Origin of the sequence: Arthrobacter sedimenti, assembly GCF_042652025.1 — a bacterium.
Classification (GTDB): domain Bacteria; phylum Actinomycetota; class Actinomycetes; order Actinomycetales; family Micrococcaceae; genus Arthrobacter; species Arthrobacter sedimenti.
In genome coordinates, this window is record NZ_JBHSDQ010000012.1 from 40,983 (window position 1) to 57,467 (window position 16,485).

The window sequence follows — 16,485 nt, forward strand, 5'->3', positions numbered from 1 at the left end:
AGAGGGGAGACTGATGGCATGACACTTGCACCGCTCATCGAGCTCAATGACGGCAACAGGATCCCGCAGCTGGGGCTTGGCACCTGGCCGCTGGACGACGAACAGGTGGCGGCCGCCGTCGTACACGCCGTGGAAGCCGGGTACCGGCACATCGATACCGCCGTGAAGTACGGCAACGAACGGGGTGTTGGCAACGGCATCCGTGCCAGCGGCGTGGACCGCAGCGAGCTGTTCATCACCACCAAGCTGGACGGCGAATTCCAGGGCCACGACCGCGCCGTGGCTGGCCTGGAGGGATCGCTGAAGCGCCTGGGGCTCGATTATGTGGATCTGCTGCTGATCCACTGGCCGCTCCCCGGCCGGCACCAGTACATTTCCACCTGGCAGACGTTTGAACGGCTGCAAGCCGAGGGGAAGGTCCGGTCCATCGGGGTGTCCAACTTCAAGCCCGCCCACCTTGAGCGGCTGATGGCGGAGACCGATGTGGTGCCGGCGGTGAACCAAATCCAGCTCAGCCCTGCAATCACCCGGACCGCGGAGCGCGAGTTCCATGCCGGGCATGGCATAGTTACTGAGTCCTACAGTCCTTTGGGCGGCTCGGGAGCAGGATTGCTCAGTGCCCCCGTCCTTTCCCAACTGGCTGAAAAGCACGGGAAAACGCCCGGCCAACTGGTCCTGCGGTGGCACATACAAAACGGATTGGTAACGATTCCGAAGACTGCTTCCCCGGAGCGTATGGCCGAGAACCTCGACGTGTTCGATTTCGCCCTGGATCCGCAGGATCTAGCGGAACTTTCGGTCCTGGACGAGGGTCCCGGCGCGGGCAATGACTCGGACAAGACGGGGCACTAAAGTTGCCCTGAACAGCACTTTTTTCCTAAAACGGGGTTGGCAAATAGATAGTAAGCATGATTACTATTGAGCCAGAAGGACGAAGTGCCTCCCCAACATGGAGGCCTCCTTTACTTAGGAAGAGAGCGACAAATGGGATTTATTGCATTTCTGATTCTCGGACTCATCGCCGGCGCGATTGCCAAGGCAATCCTTCCGGGACGTCAGGGTGGCGGCTGGATCATCACCATGGTGCTGGGCGTCGTAGGCGCACTGCTCGGTGGCTGGATCGGCGGCGCCCTGTTCGGCGGCGGACTGCAGGAGTTCTTCTCGCTGCAGACCTGGCTGCTGGCGATCGTTGGCTCGTTGATCGTTCTTGCGATCTACGGCATGGTCACTAAGCGCGGCGCACGCGGCTAATAACCGCGCACGCCAGGAAGCCGGCCTGGGGACACCATCCCCGGGCCGGCTTTCACTTTCTCCAGCATGGGGCACCTCTCCCCGCCAGGATTGACAACCTTCTCGCAGAGCAGGAGTTCAACGTGAAAAACAAGCTTCTTTTGGGTGTAGGCGTTGCCGTCGGCTATGTCCTCGGCTCGCGGTCAGGCCGTGCTGCTTACGACAAGCTGAAGGCCCGTGCGGCCGGCATCTGGGACAGCAAGCCGGTCCAGGACAAAGTTTCCGTAGCTACGGAGGCCATCAAGGAAAAGGCGCCTGAAGTGGCGGACCAGCTGGGCGAAGCCGCACGCAGGGCAGGGACCGTGCTTGGTTCTGCCGTGCACCGGGATGGCTCGTCCAACGGCGGCCAGTCTTCCGCAGCGGCCGGCACTTCCCCCGGCACCCCCACCGGTACCTCTACAACCAACGCGGGCAGCCTTGGCGAAGACCACATCCCCGCACACAGCACCCACCCGGAAACCACCAACCTTGGGACCTCCGATGGAAGCGGCGCAAAGTCCTGACTCCCGTTTCATTACGCGGTCGCTGCCGCGTGACATGGGACTGAGCGGGCTTTGTGCTACAACTGAATCGCCTTGCCGGCCGTCGCGATCCTTGGGGGACGCGGCGGCCGGCAGTGTTTAAACCGGTCCATTGCGGAGAGGACCGCCAGCCAGTTTCCGTGTTTATCCGTGGCTGCCCTGTTTTCCACATAGGGGTTTTGGGGTCTCTTGATTGTCGGTGGTGGCTGGCAGAGTTGGGTTATGGAGGCCATCGGGGAAGATCTTGGGAGGGCGTACGACGCCGGCAGTCGGCTGCCGCGCCCGGCCCGCCTTCACCCCGTCCCCAGTGAGGATCCTTTGACAGGTCCTTTGCAGGCATCAGCCTCAGGGCCCGGTGAGCAGGACGTATTGGACCGGCTGGCCGCACAGTTGGCAGCCTCCGCCCTGGCCGCCTCGGACCTGCTGGCAACGGCCTCTTATGTCGAGGCTGCCGATTATGCCGCCCAGGTCGAGGGCCTCGCCCGCTCCGTGGAGTACCTCCAACTCGTCTCAGCCGGGGCCGTGGACCGCACCCGCACCCAGGCCATCAACGACGCCGCCACAGCCAAAACCCGTGCAGCCCGGTCCCGCGCAGGCCGGTCCCGCGCAGGCGGGTCCACGGGCTGGATCACCGGGTGGGACGCCACCGGCTTTGAAACCCTGCGCACCGCCCCAGCAACAGCCAGCGGGACCGGTGTCGTGCGTGAGACCGACGCCAACTGGCCCGGGCCGCCCTCCACACGAGGCCTGATGCGCCCGGTGGTGGTGTCTCCGGCCGATGACGGGTGCCGGAACACCGCAGAGTTCCTCCGCCTGCGCCTGCAAATCCCCATCCGCGAAGCCCGGCGCCGCCTCGCCCTCGCCCAGCACGTCCTGCCCGTCACCACCATCACCGGCGAACCACTCCCGCCAACCCGGCCACACCTCGCCGCCGCCCTCACCCCCGCCACTGAACTCCACGCCAGCACCGAGGCCGGCGCCTGGCCCGGGCCGGCTCAGGGACCTGCGGTGTCCTCGCACGCCGCGACCATCATCACCGCCACCCTGGACCGGCTCCAACACCACACCACACAAGAAACCCTCGACACGATCGAGCACCACCTCACTACCGCCGCCACCAGCTGCGACCCCGACTTCCTCACCCGCCTGGCCCAACGCTGGACCGACACCATCGACGCCGACGGCACCGAACCCACCGAAGAAGCCCTCCGCCACACCCAAGGCGCCTTCATCCGCAAACCCCGGCACGGCCTGCACCGTGTCGAAATCTTCGCCACCGGCGACCAATACGAACACCTCCTCACCGTCATGAACACCGCCACCAACCCCCACACCACCACCCCCAACACCGAAACCGGAACCGGCACCGGCACCGGCAGCGAAGGCAGCACGTTGGCAGGCAGCGCAACGGCAGGCGATGCCAGGGGGCACATCGCCCTGCCGGACCTGGACCGGCGCACCCGCGCCCAAAAACAACTCGACGGCCTCGTCACCGCCGCCAAAGCCGCCCTCACCACCAACACCCTGCCCACCACCGGCGGCAACCGACCCCAAATCATCGCCACCATCAACTACCAAGACCTCTTCCCCCACACCACCGGCACCAAAGCCGACACAGCGGCATCCGCAGGAACCGGGACATCCGCAGGAATCGGGACCGGGCCCGGTTCCTTTGCCTTCACCGGGCCCGTCGCCGCCGCCACCCTGCGCAAAACCGCCTGCGACGCCGACATCATCCCCGCCCTCCTGGGCACCAACGGCGAAATCCTCGACCTCGGCCGCAAAACCCGCCTCTTCACCCCCGCCCAACGCCTCGCCCTCACCGCCCGCGACCAAGGCTGCGCCTTCCCCAACTGCACCATCCCCGCCCCCTGGTGCGAAGCCCACCACATCACCTACTGGTCACAAGGCGGACCCACCACCACCAACAACGGCGCCCTGCTCTGCAGCCACCACCACCACCTCATCCACAAAGAACAATGGAAAATCACCACCACCCACGGCACACCAACCTTCATCCCCCCACCCCACCTCGACCCCAACCAAACACCCCAACAAAACCACTACTTCAAACCACCCCCACCACCCCACCCACGGGAATGACGAGGGCTGATTCGGCGTGTGGGCACCGTGTTGTGAACGTCCAAGCCACCCAGCGAGGCAAAGCGCTACCGAAGCAGGCTACTTACCCACGTTCTTCGCCACCAGGCGCCCTATGACCACTGTCCCATCAAGCTCCTCCGAACGAACCGTCCGTACGGCGAACCCGGCCGCTGCCAAGATCTCGGAGGTGCCCGCCGCCTGCCGCTCACTGGTTTCGATGAGCAGATGCCCCTCCGAAGCCAGCCACTGAGTCCCACCAACAGCAATCCGGCGGTGAAAGTCCAGGCCATCAGGACCGCCGTCGAGTGAAACCGCGGGTTCGTAAAGGCGTGCTTCCGGCGGCATGGTCCGGATGGCTTCTGTGGGTACGTATGGAGCATTTACAGTCAGCACTCGCACCCGGCCATGCAGTGCAGGCGGAAGAGCCTCGAAGAGATCACCCGCATGGACGTGGCCGCCAAGAGGTTCAAGATTCGCATGGGCACACCGTACGGCCGTGGGCTCAATATCTGCCGCATGCAAATCCACCCGCGGCGCCTGGCGAAGGACGGCCACCCCCACGGCACCCGAACCACAGCAGAGGTCCACCACAACCGGGGGCGCCGCCAAGGCGTCGTTCCGCAGCAATGCCACGGCCTCGGCGACCAACAGTTCCGTGCGGCGCCGCGGCACAAAGACGCCAGGCTCAACCAGGACCCGACCGCCGGCGAACTCTGCCCAGCCCAGGATGTGTTCGAGGGGAACACCCTCCATGCGGCGCCGGACGTTCCGCTGGAGTTCCGTGGGGCTACAGGTTTCAGCCAACAGGAGCCGGGCTTCATCTTCGGCGAAAACACAGCCGGCAGACCGCAACAGGGAGACGATACGCTCGTAGGCCGGCCATCCGGGTTGGCCGTGAACCGCCTGTGATCCAGAAGGCAGCAAAGCTGCGCCTTTCGGTGAGCCGACGGGCACCCCCACGGTCGCTAGGCCCAACTCTCGGAACGGCGCGGCGAGGGAGAACCCGATACTGATAGAGCCGAAATTGCACCCACCGCCTTCTGCCGTTGCCGGAAATCCCATGCTAATCGGCGGCCCGGCGCTCCGGAATAGCAGCAGCTGTTGGCAGGATGGGAACATGACCACCGGCGCAGCCAACAACAACGCAGCCAGCAACCTTCTTTGGATCGGCACCTACACCCCCGACGGCGGCGGCCGGGCCCAAGGCATTGGCGCTGTCCGCGCGCACCAGGACGGAAGCCTCGAATGGTTGGGAACAGCAGTCGAGGCCCAGTCGCCGTCGTTCGTGGCCGTCCACCCCGCACTGCCCGTCGTGTACGCGGCCGCCGAGCAGCGCAAGAAGGTCCAGGCATACCGGCGCCTGCGGGACTGTGGCCTGAAAGTCCATAAAGAAGCACAGCCTGCGGGCGAGGCCACCTGCCACGTTGCCGTCGACCCGGGCGGCCGCTTTGTCACCGCCACGTGCTGGGGTGACGGGCAGGTCCTCCTCTACGAGTTGGACGCCGACGGCGGGATGACCGGAAGGTTTCCCGCCGCACCGTCGGTTGATCCCCACGGCAGCCTTTCTCCCGGCAGCCCGCGGCAAAGCCGTGCCCACGCCAGCCTGATGCTCAGCGACGGCCGCGTCATGACCACAGACCTGGGCCACGACACCCTGCGCATCTGGAACTACGAGCCGGGAACCGGATTGGTAGCCGACCACGAGGTTGTCCTCCCCCACGGCAGCGGCCCGCGGCACATGGTGGAGCATCCATCCGGCAGCGTCGTCATCGTGTCTGAATACTCAGTGGAGGTCTTCGTGGTGCGCCCCGAAGCTGGCACCTACGAGCTGGTCTTCCGCGGACCCGCAACGGCGGGCGGAAGCCAGGAGGGCGACTCCGCCGCCGAAATCTGCCTTGGCCCGCAGGGAAACTTTGCCTACGCCGGCGTCAGGGGCTCGAACATCATCAGCGTCCTGGAGGTGGCAGCGGGCGGTACCGAACTGATCCCCGTCAAGGACATCCACAGCGGCGGGGACTGGCCGCGGCACCACCTGGTCCGGGGAAACCTGCTGCACGTGGCCCACGAACGGTCGGACAACATCGCCACATTCGAGCTGGACCCTGTAACGGGCCTCCCAGGCCCGCTGCTGCATAACCTGCCCACCCCATCACCCACGGCCCTGGTGCCCGCAGTTATGCCTGCGACCGCAGGCTAGAACGTCGGCTGCTCCACCGCGACGGACCTTTCCTAAACACTGGAGTAATCCAGTGCAAGCGCTTACAGTTGTGACTTGGTTCACAGGACAGCATGCTGTCCTTCGAACTCTCCTGCCGCATCCCCATGTCAACGGCAAGCCTGTACAGCAGCGCTGCTTCCCAGGAAGGTCTCACCCTTGTTATTCCGCACCCCTCCCGGCGCGCCCCCACGCGCCCAACTGCCGGCAAAGCCCGCTGGAACACAACCCGCCCCCGGCCGGCGAACCCGCGGCCGTACCGCCGCCGTCCGATCGGCAGCCGGCCTCCTGGCAGCCGCCGTCGCCTTTTCCACTGCAGTCCTCCCGGCCCAGGCCGCACCAGGTCCGGACGGCCCCGGCCCCAATACCCCCGGCTCCAACGGTTCCAACGGCTCCAACAGCGCCGGCACAAAAAGCAACGGGTCCGCCTCCGCCCAGCACTCGCTCCGCGGGCCGGTGACCGACGAAAACTTCTACTTCGTCATGGCGGACAGGTTCAGCAACGGCAGCACCGCCAACGACCAGGGTGGCCTGGGCCCCGATCCCATGGTGTCCGGCTTCGACCCCACTAAGAAGGGCTTCTACAACGGCGGGGACCTGGCCGGCCTGCGCAGCAAGATCGACTACATCCAGGGCCTGGGCACCACGTCCATCTGGCTCACCCCCAGCTTCAAGAACAAGGCCGTCCAGCCGGAGGACAAATCCGCCGGCTACCACGGCTACTGGGTTACCGACTTCACCCAGATCGATCCGCACCTCGGCACGAATGACGAACTCAAGGGCCTCATTGACGAGGCCCATGCCCGCGGCATGAAGGTGTACTTCGACATCATCACCAACCACACCGCGGATGTCATCGGCTACCAGGAAGGCGACCGCAAGGGCTACGTGTCCAAGGACGCCGTTCCCTACGAGACGGCCTCGGGCGAAGCGCTCGACGACCGCGATTACGCAGGCACGGGAAACTTCCCCAAGCTGGACGCGAACACCTCGTTCCCCTACAAGCCCGTCCTGGCCCCGGGCGAGGAGAACCTGAAGGTTCCGGCCTGGCTGAACGACCCCACGCTGTACCACAACCGCGGCGACACCACCTTCACCGGCGAGGACTCCATGTACGGGGACTTCTACGGCCTCGATGACCTCTTCACCGAGAACCCGAAAGTGGTGCACGGCATGGAGGACATCTACAAGTCCTGGATCGGCGACTTCGGCGTGGACGGCTTCCGCATCGACACCATGAAGCACGTTAACGACGAGTTCTGGCAGGAATTCGGCCCCAACGTCCTGAGCTACGCCAAGGAACACGGCAAGGACGATTTCTTCATGTTCGGCGAGGTCTTCGACACCAGCAAGAGCTTCACCTCGCAGTTCACCACCCGCAACAGGATGCAGGCGGTCCTGGACTTCCCCTTCCAGGACGCCGCCCGCAACTTCGCCTCCAAGAGCCAGGACGCCAAGGCGTTGCAGGCCTTCTTCGCCGGGGACGACTGGTACACCGACGCCGACTCCAACGTCTACGAGCTGCCCACCTTCCTGGGCAATCACGATATGGGCCGCATCGGCAGCTTCATCGCACAGGACAACCCTGCCGCCACCGATGCCGAGAAGGTGGCCCGGGACGAACTGGCCCACGAACTGATGTACTTCTCGCGCGGCAATCCGGTGGTCTACTACGGCGATGAACAGGGCTTCACCGGCCCAGGCGGTGACCAGGATGCGCGTCAGACCCTCTTCGCCAGCAAGGTGCCCGACTACCTTGACGACGACCTGCTGGGCACGGACGCCACCAACGCCACCGACAACTTCAACCCGGACCACCCGCTCTACGCCAAGATTAAGGAACTGGCTGCCCTCACCAAGGAGCACCCGGCGCTGCGGAACGGCGCCCACCAGCACCGCTACGCCTCCGACGGGCCCGGCATCTACGCCTTCTCCCGTACCGACGCCCAGGACCAGCGCGAATACGTGGTGGCCCTGAACAACAGCGCACAACCGCAGACGGCACAGGTCCCCACCTACATCGCCAAGCGCAGCTACACCCGCATCTATGGCCAGGGCGCAGACGAAGTGAAAACTTCCGAGGACGCCAAACTGACCGTGACCGTGCCGCCGCTCTCCGCCGTCGTCTACGAATCCTCCGGCCGGATTCCGCACTCCAAGACGGCCCCCGCCGTCAAGCTCCAACAGCCGGCCGCCGCGGCCGGTGACAATGGACGGATCAACGTAACGGCCGACGTCGACGGTACTTCGTTCTACGAGGTCACCTTTGAGGCAAGGACGGCAGGCGGCGAGTGGCAGCCGATCGGCACCGACGACACCGCCCCGTACCAGGTGTTCCACGACGTCGCGGCGCTGGACGCAGGCACCCCACTGGAGTACCGCGCCACCGTGCTGGACAATGGCGGGCATACCGCCACCACCCAGAGCCGATCTGCGAGCGTTCCCGCGCCCGTCCTGACCCTGCGTAAGCCCACCGAGGGCAGCAGCGTGGAGGGCAAGGTAGAGCTGGGCGCCACCGCCGATCCGGAGAAGTCCAGCCATGTGGTGTCCTTCGAACGCAGCGTCAACGGCGGGAACTGGACCGCACTGGGCACCGACTCGTCGTCGCCCGTGTACACCGCAAATGATGATGTCTCCGGGCTCGCCGACGGCACTACGGTCCGGTACCGCGCGGCCATGACCGGCACGGGCTTCAGCGTCACCAGCGAAACCAGGACCGTCACGGTAGGCCAGGCGCCGCAGCCCGACTCAGTGACCGTTGCCGGTTCGCTCAACCAGGCAATGGGGTGCAGCTCGCAATGGGACCCCGCCTGCGCGCAGGCGAAGATGGTGCTGGACCCGGCGGACCGGATCTGGCGGCTGACCGTGGACCTGCCGGCCGGAAAGTATGAGTACAAAGCCGCGCTCAATGGCGGCTGGGACGAAAACTACGGCGCGGACGGCCAGTTCAACGGGCAGAACATCGTGCTGGACCATCCCGGCGGTCGGGTCACCTTCCGCTATGACAACAGCACGCATGTACTCAGCGCCGTGTACGCCTCCCAGCAACCGGGTGCCGTGGCAGCGGCCGGAAGCATGGACAGCGAGCTGGGGTGCGCCTCGGACTGGGAGCCGTCCTGCACCCAGGCGCAGCTGGTGCTGGACCCTGCGGACCTCGTCTGGAAACTGACCGTGCCTGACCTGCCGGCGGGAAGCTACGAGTTCAAGGCCGCGCTGAACAAGTCATGGGATGTGAGCTACGGGGCCGGCGGGGCATCCCCGGGCGCCAACATTGCCTTTAAGCACGACGGCGGTCCTGTCACCTTCCGGTACGACCACTTCACCCACGTGATGACCACGGGCTAGGTTCATCCCGGAACAAACACCGTGGCGCCGCCGCTTCCAGGAGCGGCGGCGCCACGGTGTTTTCGTGTCCGCTTAGGGGCCGGTGCAGGTTATTGGCGGTGCATCGCTCCCTCGACCGCCGCGAGCAGTGAATTGAACCGCCTGTTGCCAGGAAGGTCATCGAGGTAAACGGGCCTTCCGTCCGGACCGCCCAGCGGAACCTGCCAGTTGGGATACAGTTCCTCCGTGGTGCCCGGCTGGTTCTGGACGCGCCGCTCCCCCACCGCATCCACCAGGGCCACCCCGAGCAGAACCGACGGTGCCTGGGCGAGCAGGAGGTGCAGCGCCTCGATGGTGTGTTCCTCGGTCTCCTGCCCGGACCCACCGGACGCAGGGACCTCGGAAAGGTAACCGCGCTCCCGCAGCAGGGCGAACGTCTTCTCCAGGGAGGCGTTGTGCTCCGCGCGCTCTTCGGACTCGGAGCGTTCCAGCAGTCCCAGCCTGCTCCGCAGCCCCACGTGGTCCCCGGCAAGGTAGCCGGCGGTGGGCGGGAGATCGTGGGTGTTAACGCTGGCCAGCGCCTGCGTGCGGTACTTTTCCGGCGCAAGGGGCGAATCGCCGTCGTACTCAAACCACAGGATGGACGTGCCCAGGATGCCGCGGGCCGCGAGGTAGTCACGCACCCACGGCTCGAAGGTGCCCAGGTCCTCGCCGATCACCACGGCACCGGCCCGGTGTGCCTCGAGCGCGAGGATGCCGATCAGCGCCTCGTGGTCGTAGCGGACATAGGCACCGTCCCCCGGGGCGTTCCCCATGGGAATCCACCACAACCGGAACAGGCCCAGGATGTGGTCCACCCGGATGCCGCCGGCATGCCGGAGCACGTTGGCCAGCATATTGCGGAACGGCAGGTAGCCGGCCTCCGCCAGCCGGGCCGGGTGCCACGGCGGCTGACCCCAGTCCTGGCCCTGCTGGTTGTACATGTCCGGCGGGGCGCCCACGCTGGTGTTCGGGGCCAGTACGCCGCGCAGCGTCCAGGCATCGGCGCTGCTGTGGTCCACGCCGACGGCGAGGTCGTGCACCACGCCAAGCCGCATCCCGGACCGCAGCGCGGTGCGCTGTGCGTTCTCCAACTGCTCATCGCAGATCCATTGCAGCCAACGGTGGAACCCTATACGGTCCGCCAGCTTCTCCCGGAGCGCCTCCGCCTCCGGTGTTCCGATGGCATACGCCGGGTCCTTCCAGAGCGGGTCGCCCGGCGGGAGGTCCTCCCGGATGGCTGACCAGAGCGCAAAATCCTCCAGCCCCTTGCCGGAGAGGCGGCAAAATTCATCGAACGCGGCCTGCCGGGCCGGTGAACGGCGCGTGTGGTAGAGCATCTCCAAGGCCTGCAGCTTCGCCGCGTACACGGCATCCCGGTCCAGCCGCGCACCTTCCTTGTTCAGCACTGCCACCTCTTCGTGGAGCTTTTCCAGGGCCGCACGTTTGCGGGGCCGCAGGTACGCCAGCTCAGGAATGGCTTCGATGCGGATGTACAGCGGGTTGAAGAACCGGCGGGTGGACGGCGAATAGGGCGAGGGCTGGACGGGCGGTACGGGCTCCGCGGCATGGAGCGGGTTAACCAGGACGTAGTCAGCACCGCGAGCGCCACTGATCGCAGCCAGGTCCGCCAGGTCGGCGAAGTCTCCAATGCCCCAGGACCGTTTTGAGCGGACGGAATACAACTGGGTGGCCAGGCCCCAGCCGCGGCGCTCCTCGAGCGGCTTCGCCGTGGCCAGCCGCGCCGGCGTCACCACCAGGGTGGAAGTCGCCGTGGCGCCTTCGGACTCAGCGTGCAGTGTGTGCCAGCCCAAAGGCAGGTCCTCGGGAAGGGAGAACGTGGCACGTCCGGTGGAGACGCCGTCGACCTCCCGGGGCTGGACCCAGACATCCTGCTGGACCGCCTCCCGCTGGACCGCACCCCCCTCAAGGGTGATGGTCAGGCGGGTAGTGGCCCCGTCCCGGACGTGAACCGGAACCTGGGCGGGCTCGCCCTGCTTGATGACGACGGCGGGCGGCAGCATCCGCCGCCATGGCGCCAGTTCCGCTTCGACCAGGGCCGCCTCAATGTGCTGGTTGGTGCGGGCGTCAACGCCCAGGGCGGCCAGCACCTTGACCAACGTCGATTCTGCAACGGAGTGCGGGAGCCCGTCCCAGCCCTGGAAGGAGGTACCCACGCCGTGCGCGTCGGCCAGTTGCTGCAGCAGGTGCGGATCCACGGGTTCAGGGGCAGCGGCGGGAGGGTCGGCGGGCATAAGTGGCCGTGGTGCGTGCTGCTGGTCTGAAGCCGTCATGGGTGTCCGCCTCGTCTGTGATGGTCCCGGAACTTACAGTGCTGCTGTTGTTGTACCCGGGCAGTGACACCCCATGCACAACCGTTGGTTCAGATTATTGCAGGGCGGCGCGGAGGCGAAACCCGGGCTGCATGCAGGCGGGTCGGGACAGGTGCACCGATTTAAGGATCGAAGTGCGTGTTCACTGCGCCGTCGCTGACGCGGCCAATGATTTCACCGGCCAGGTCCCGCAGCTTCTGGTTCCGGTGGCTGGACGCCTTGGTGAGGAGGGCCATGGCTTCCTCCTGCGAACACCGGTTCTGTGCCATGATCACCCCGCACGCCATATCGATGGTGGTGCGGCTTGCCATGGCGGCCTTGAGGTCATCCGCCAGGTTCTGGGCGTCCGCGATCCGCAGCGCCAACCGCAGTGCCCTGCCGGCAAGGTCCGCGAACCCTTCAGCCCGCTGGACGACACCAGGGGTGAACACATCCGGCTCCGCCGCGAAGAAGTTCAGGGCGGCCGCCTGGTGCTCATCGAGGGCGAGCGGCACTCCCAGCGCGCTGCGGCAACCGTTGTCGGCCAGCACCTCCTGGTAAGCGGGCCAGCGCGTATCGGTGTGCACGTCGGACAGAACCATCGGCTTCATGGCATCCAGTGACGCGATGCAGGGCCCGTTCCCCAGCGCCTGCTCCAGCTTGTCCAGCACGGCTGCGCGTTCGCTGCTGCCGGCAATGGTGGCGGTGCGTTTACGGCGGCGGAGCGTCACCCCGCACTCGATGAAGACACCGGCAGTATCGCTGAGCGTTGAAGCGGCAACCGTGGAGAGCTCAGTCAGGAAGTCAGCCACGTTGGTGCTGCCAATGATGAGGTCGTGCAGTTGGACGAACTCATCGCCACTTGTAGGGGTACTCATGCCTCAATATAAGCGCTCCTGGCAGCTGTTTGGGCGCCACAAAACGTCATTCCCGCGGCCCCGGTTACTCCATGCGACGAAAAGCGAAGGACTAAGGCGGGATTCTGTGGGGGCCTGCCGAACCTGTGTAGCCTCGTGACGATCCAAGGCAGGGCAACCAGATGGAGGAGACCGCGGATGAGCCTCAGCGAACTGCGGGTGTTCGGACGGTCGGGCACCCCCATCAGTCCCCTCACCCTTGGCACCATGAACTTCGGCGAGGGAACGGGCAGCCCGGGTGCCCCCACCGGCGCGGAAGAGAGCATCCGCATCATCCACGCCGCACTGGACGCCGGCATCACGGCGATCGACACGGCAGACGTCTACTCCCAGGGCGAGTCCGAGCAGGTGGTGGGCCGGGCGCTCCGCGGCCGCCGGGACGACGTCTTCCTGGCCACCAAGTTCCATGGCCAGATGAGCCCCAATCCCGCACACTCCGGGAACTCCCGGCGCTGGATCACCCAGGCCGTGGAGGGGAGCCTGCGCCGGCTCCAGACAGACCGGATCGACCTGTACCAGGCACACCGGCCGGACTACAACACCGACGTCCTGGAAACCATCACCACCCTCAACGACCTGATCCGGCAGGGCAAGATCCTGTACTACGGCACCTCGGTGTTCACGCCCGCGCAGCTTGTCGAGGCGCAGTGGCTGGCCACCACCAACCACCTGATCCCGCCGCTGGGCAACCAGGTCCCGTACTCCATGCTGGTCCGCGGCAACGAACGGGACGTCCTGCCCATTGCCCAGCAGTACGGGCTGGGGGTTCTTGCCTACGGCCCGCTGGCGGGTGGCTGGCTCTCCGGCAGCTTCGTCCTGGAATCCGGCAAGCCGCCCACCCGGGTCCACACGCTGCCGGGCCGGTACGACATCTCCGGGCCCTCCAGCGAGCGGAAACTGCTTGCCGCGGACTCGTTGGCCCGGCTGGCGGACAAGCTGGAGCTGTCCCTGGTGGACCTGGCCGTAGGCTTTGCCCTGACCCACCCCGCCATCAGCAGCGTGATCATCGGCCCGCGCAGCGAGGAACACCTTTCCGCCTACCTCCGCGCCGCGGATGTCCGGCTGGGCGAGTCCGTCCTGGACGCCATCGATGACCTGGTGCCACCGGGCACCAACTTCGTGGAGCGCGACGCGGGCGCCATTGTCCCGTCCATCGAGTTCGCGGAATTACGACGGCGGTAGCCGGCTTTCCGGAGCCGCATCCAAGGTGCGGCGAACCGGGGAGGCCGCGGGCCGCCGTCGTACCTCCCCTGAGCCCACAGCACCGCCCTGCCTATGATGGCTGGGATGGAAACGCTGTTCACGGTAGGTCACGGCACCTCCTCCCAGGCGGACTTCACCGCCCTGCTGAGGAATGCGGGGGTAACGTCGCTGGTGGACGTGCGGATTGGGCCCGGCAGCCGCAAGTATCCGCAGTTCGGCAAGGACCTGATGGCGGAGTGGCTGCCCGACGCGGGCATAGGTTACCGGTGGGAGAAACGGCTGGGTGGATTCCGGAAGTTGCTCCCCGACTCCCCGGATACGGCCCTCCGCAACGAGTCGTTCCGCGCCTATGCCGGTTACATGCGCACCGGGGACTTCCTGGCTGCTGCTGAAGAACTCGTCGCCGGCTCCCAGTCGGCGCGGACCGCGATCATGTGCAGCGAAACCGTCTGGTGGCGCTGCCACCGCCGCCTCATCTCCGACCATTGCCTCCTCCTGGCCGGCCAGCCCGTCGAGCACCTGATGCCGCCGGGCAAGGCGGTCCCGCACGTTCCCACCAAGGGCGTGCGGGTACTGGGGCATGAACTGCGCTACGACCTCGCCGGGTGATGCCCCCACAGTGGCGCCGGCGCTATTGACTAACCGGTAGAACGCTCCTACGGTCGATACCGATACCGCCTCCCAGGGAAGCAGGGGCCCGCCATGCCGATGTCCGATGAGGAGCGACGCCTGCTCAAGGAACTGGAACTGGGACTGATCGCGGATGACCCCCATCTGGCCATGGAGCTGCTGTCCGGTTATCCCGCACGCCGTTTCCCTTCGGGCCTGCTCCCCGGAATCGTGGCGGTCTTGATCGGCGTGGTGCTTGTCGTTGCCGGGGCCGGGCTACCGGCTCCCGGAGCGGTGGTGCTGGGGATTCTGCTGTTGGGGCTGGGCGCCTGCCTGCTGCTGGGCCCCACTGTGCTGGCCCGCATCGCCGGACGCCAGCCCACCGGCTGAGAGGCTTGATGCAGCGCGCCCAGGTGCCGGGCGGAGCTTTTTCGGCCTCGGGGTGAGGATGAACAGGCTGGCCAGGACGACGGCGGCGCCAAGCCAGCCAAGTGCCGGAAGCCGTTCGCCCACCACGAGTACCGCCAGGACGGCAGCCACCACGGTTTCGAGCAGGGAGATGCTGGTGGCCGTGCTCGCCCCGACCCGCGCCAGCCCCCAACCGAACAGGAGATACCCGGCGAACATCGGGACTGCGGCCATGTAGGCGCCCACGCCGACGCTGCGCCAGGATTCCAGCAGCGGGCCGCCGGTCAGCGCGAGGACCGGCATCAGGAGGAGCCCACCCAGCCCGAAGATGGCGCCCATTGCCGCCCTCGAGGTGAGGCCTTGACCGGTCAGCCGGTGCGCCGCCCAGGAGTACAAGGCATACGTGGTGCCGGCCAGCAGGCCCAGGAGGATTCCCGCCGTCGAGGTCCATGGATCCGCGCCCGGGCCTGCGGCAGCCGGCTCGTGTCCGGAAAGCGACAACAAGGCGGCTCCGCCCACTCCCAGGAGGGCCCCCAAAATCCATTGCCGGCTCAGCGGTTTCCGGTCCGCGAAGCGTTCGATGAGGGCGGCCGCCAGCGGGGCCGATCCGATCGAGACTACGGTGCCCACGGCCACTCCGGACAGATGCATGGAGCTGTAGAAGGCCAGCGGATACACGGCCACCGCCACGGCGCCCAGCGAAACCAGGCGCCACCGCTCAAGCAGGCTGCCGGACTGGATCCTGATGTGCCGTGCGGCGTACAGAGCCTGCAGCAGTCCGCCCAGACCCATCGCCACGGCGCCTATGGCCAGCGGGCTCACAGTGGGAGCGAAGGTGGCGGCGGTCCCCGTGGTGCCCCAGAGAACCGACGCCGCCACCACGGCCAGCGCTCCCCAGAGCTGGGCCTTGGGATGGGGCTGATTCATGGTCACAGGGCGTCCAGCAGGTGCCCGGCAATAGTCTTCGCTTCCTGCACGGGCGCGTCGTTTCCCTCCAGGCCTGCCCTGGCCATGGCTCCTTCGAGCAGGAAGGCCAGATGCGCGGCAATTTGCGGCGTCCGTTCCTCCTGTGCGGGCAGCAGGCCGGCCACATGTTCCGCGAGGAGTTCCTGCACCTCCTCCTTGTGGCGGCGCACGGCGGCCCTGCCGGGATCCCCGGCAGGCAGCTCCGCCGCCGCATTGAGAAGTCCGCAGCCCCGGAACCCGTGCTGGTACGCGAAGTTGGCGTGGTCCAGGTACGCGTCGAACACGGCCAGGACCTTGTCCCGGGGAGCGCTGGCCGTCTCCAGCCGCTTGCGGTAAAGCCCCAGCCATTCCTCATGCCGGGCTTCCAGATAAGCGGCCACCAGTTCGGCCTTTGAGCTGAAGTTGTTGTAGAGGCTCTTCCTGGCAACGCCCGCTTCGGCGGTGATGGTGTCGATTCCGGTGGCTGCGACGCCGTTTGCGTAGAAGAGGCGGGCCGCCGCCTCCAGCAACAGCTCCCTGGCGGGCGGTCGGGCTTGAGTCGAGGCGGTCCCCGCCGTACGGGCAACAGGCATGGGTAC

At 66.5% G+C, this 16,485-nt stretch carries 14 protein-coding genes; 9 read left to right on the forward strand and 5 right to left on the reverse strand.

Annotated elements, in window-relative coordinates; genetic code table 11:
- Positions 1-18: 18 nt before the first annotated feature.
- The 4 genes from ACFO0G_RS19045 to ACFO0G_RS19060 all read left to right on the forward strand — a co-directional run bounded on the left by ACFO0G_RS19045 (position 19) and on the right by ACFO0G_RS19060 (position 3,914).
- The gene (locus ACFO0G_RS19045; protein ID WP_376979546.1) at positions 19-852 is read left to right on the forward strand and encodes an aldo/keto reductase; all 834 of its coding nucleotides are present in this window, start codon (positions 19-21) and stop codon (positions 850-852) included.
- 132 nt (positions 853-984) lie between these two features.
- Positions 985-1,251, forward strand: coding sequence for a GlsB/YeaQ/YmgE family stress response membrane protein (locus tag ACFO0G_RS19050; RefSeq protein ID WP_142131436.1), 267 nt, complete (start codon positions 985-987; stop codon positions 1,249-1,251).
- Positions 1,252-1,373: 122 nt separating this feature from the next.
- The gene (locus tag ACFO0G_RS19055; protein WP_376979548.1) at positions 1,374-1,793 is read left to right on the forward strand and encodes a YtxH domain-containing protein; all 420 of its coding nucleotides are present in this window, start codon (positions 1,374-1,376) and stop codon (positions 1,791-1,793) included.
- Between the two features lie 240 nt (positions 1,794-2,033).
- Complete coding sequence (locus ACFO0G_RS19060; RefSeq protein WP_376979550.1) at positions 2,034-3,914, forward strand: HNH endonuclease signature motif containing protein; 1,881 nt, start codon at positions 2,034-2,036, stop codon at positions 3,912-3,914.
- Positions 3,915-3,992: 78 nt separating this feature from the next.
- Here ACFO0G_RS19060 and ACFO0G_RS19065 read toward each other — a convergent pair whose 3' ends face one another.
- A complete protein-coding gene (locus ACFO0G_RS19065; RefSeq protein ID WP_376979552.1) occupies positions 3,993-4,718 on the reverse strand; it encodes a putative protein N(5)-glutamine methyltransferase in 726 nt (241 codons plus the stop codon).
- 313 nt (positions 4,719-5,031) lie between these two features.
- On the opposite strand from ACFO0G_RS19065, the gene ACFO0G_RS19070 reads away from it, so the two are divergent.
- Together ACFO0G_RS19070 and ACFO0G_RS19075 are read left to right on the forward strand one after the other, a co-directional pair.
- A complete protein-coding gene (locus ACFO0G_RS19070) occupies positions 5,032-6,111 on the forward strand; it encodes a lactonase family protein (protein ID WP_286401149.1) in 1,080 nt (359 codons plus the stop codon).
- Positions 6,112-6,288: 177 nt separating this feature from the next.
- Positions 6,289-9,474: an alpha-amylase family glycosyl hydrolase gene (locus ACFO0G_RS19075; protein WP_376979554.1), complete on the forward strand. Its 3,186-nt coding sequence runs from the start codon at positions 6,289-6,291 to the stop codon at positions 9,472-9,474.
- 89 nt (positions 9,475-9,563) lie between these two features.
- On the opposite strand, the gene malQ is transcribed toward ACFO0G_RS19075, so the two are convergent.
- Entirely contained in the window at positions 9,564-11,786 is a 2,223-nt protein-coding gene (malQ, locus tag ACFO0G_RS19080) for a 4-alpha-glucanotransferase (protein ID WP_376979556.1), read from the reverse strand.
- Positions 11,787-11,947: 161 nt separating this feature from the next.
- Positions 11,948-12,682, reverse strand: a complete 735-nt coding sequence (locus ACFO0G_RS19085; protein WP_376979558.1) for an ANTAR domain-containing protein — start codon at positions 12,680-12,682, stop codon at positions 11,948-11,950.
- A gap of 177 nt (positions 12,683-12,859) precedes the next feature.
- On the opposite strand from ACFO0G_RS19085, the gene ACFO0G_RS19090 reads away from it, so the two are divergent.
- The 3 genes from ACFO0G_RS19090 (at position 12,860) to ACFO0G_RS19100 (ending at position 14,923) form a co-directional block, all read left to right on the forward strand.
- Positions 12,860-13,903: an aldo/keto reductase gene (locus ACFO0G_RS19090; RefSeq protein WP_286401141.1), complete on the forward strand. Its 1,044-nt coding sequence runs from the start codon at positions 12,860-12,862 to the stop codon at positions 13,901-13,903.
- Positions 13,904-14,008: 105 nt separating this feature from the next.
- Positions 14,009-14,533 (forward strand): DUF488 domain-containing protein, encoded by a 525-nt coding sequence (locus ACFO0G_RS19095; RefSeq protein ID WP_376979560.1) that lies wholly within the window; start codon positions 14,009-14,011, stop codon positions 14,531-14,533.
- 93 nt (positions 14,534-14,626) lie between these two features.
- Entirely contained in the window at positions 14,627-14,923 is a 297-nt protein-coding gene (locus ACFO0G_RS19100) for a DUF3040 domain-containing protein (protein ID WP_376979562.1), read from the forward strand.
- Here the strand turns inward: ACFO0G_RS19100 and ACFO0G_RS19105 are convergent.
- Complete coding sequence (locus ACFO0G_RS19105) at positions 14,810-15,868, reverse strand: DMT family transporter (RefSeq protein ID WP_376979564.1); 1,059 nt, start codon at positions 15,866-15,868, stop codon at positions 14,810-14,812. The two genes, ACFO0G_RS19100 and ACFO0G_RS19105, sit on opposite strands and share 114 nt — an antisense overlap.
- A gap of 2 nt (positions 15,869-15,870) precedes the next feature.
- Positions 15,871-16,479, reverse strand: a complete 609-nt coding sequence (locus ACFO0G_RS19110) for a TetR/AcrR family transcriptional regulator (protein WP_376979566.1) — start codon at positions 16,477-16,479, stop codon at positions 15,871-15,873.
- Between the last annotated feature and the right edge of the window lie 6 nt (positions 16,480-16,485).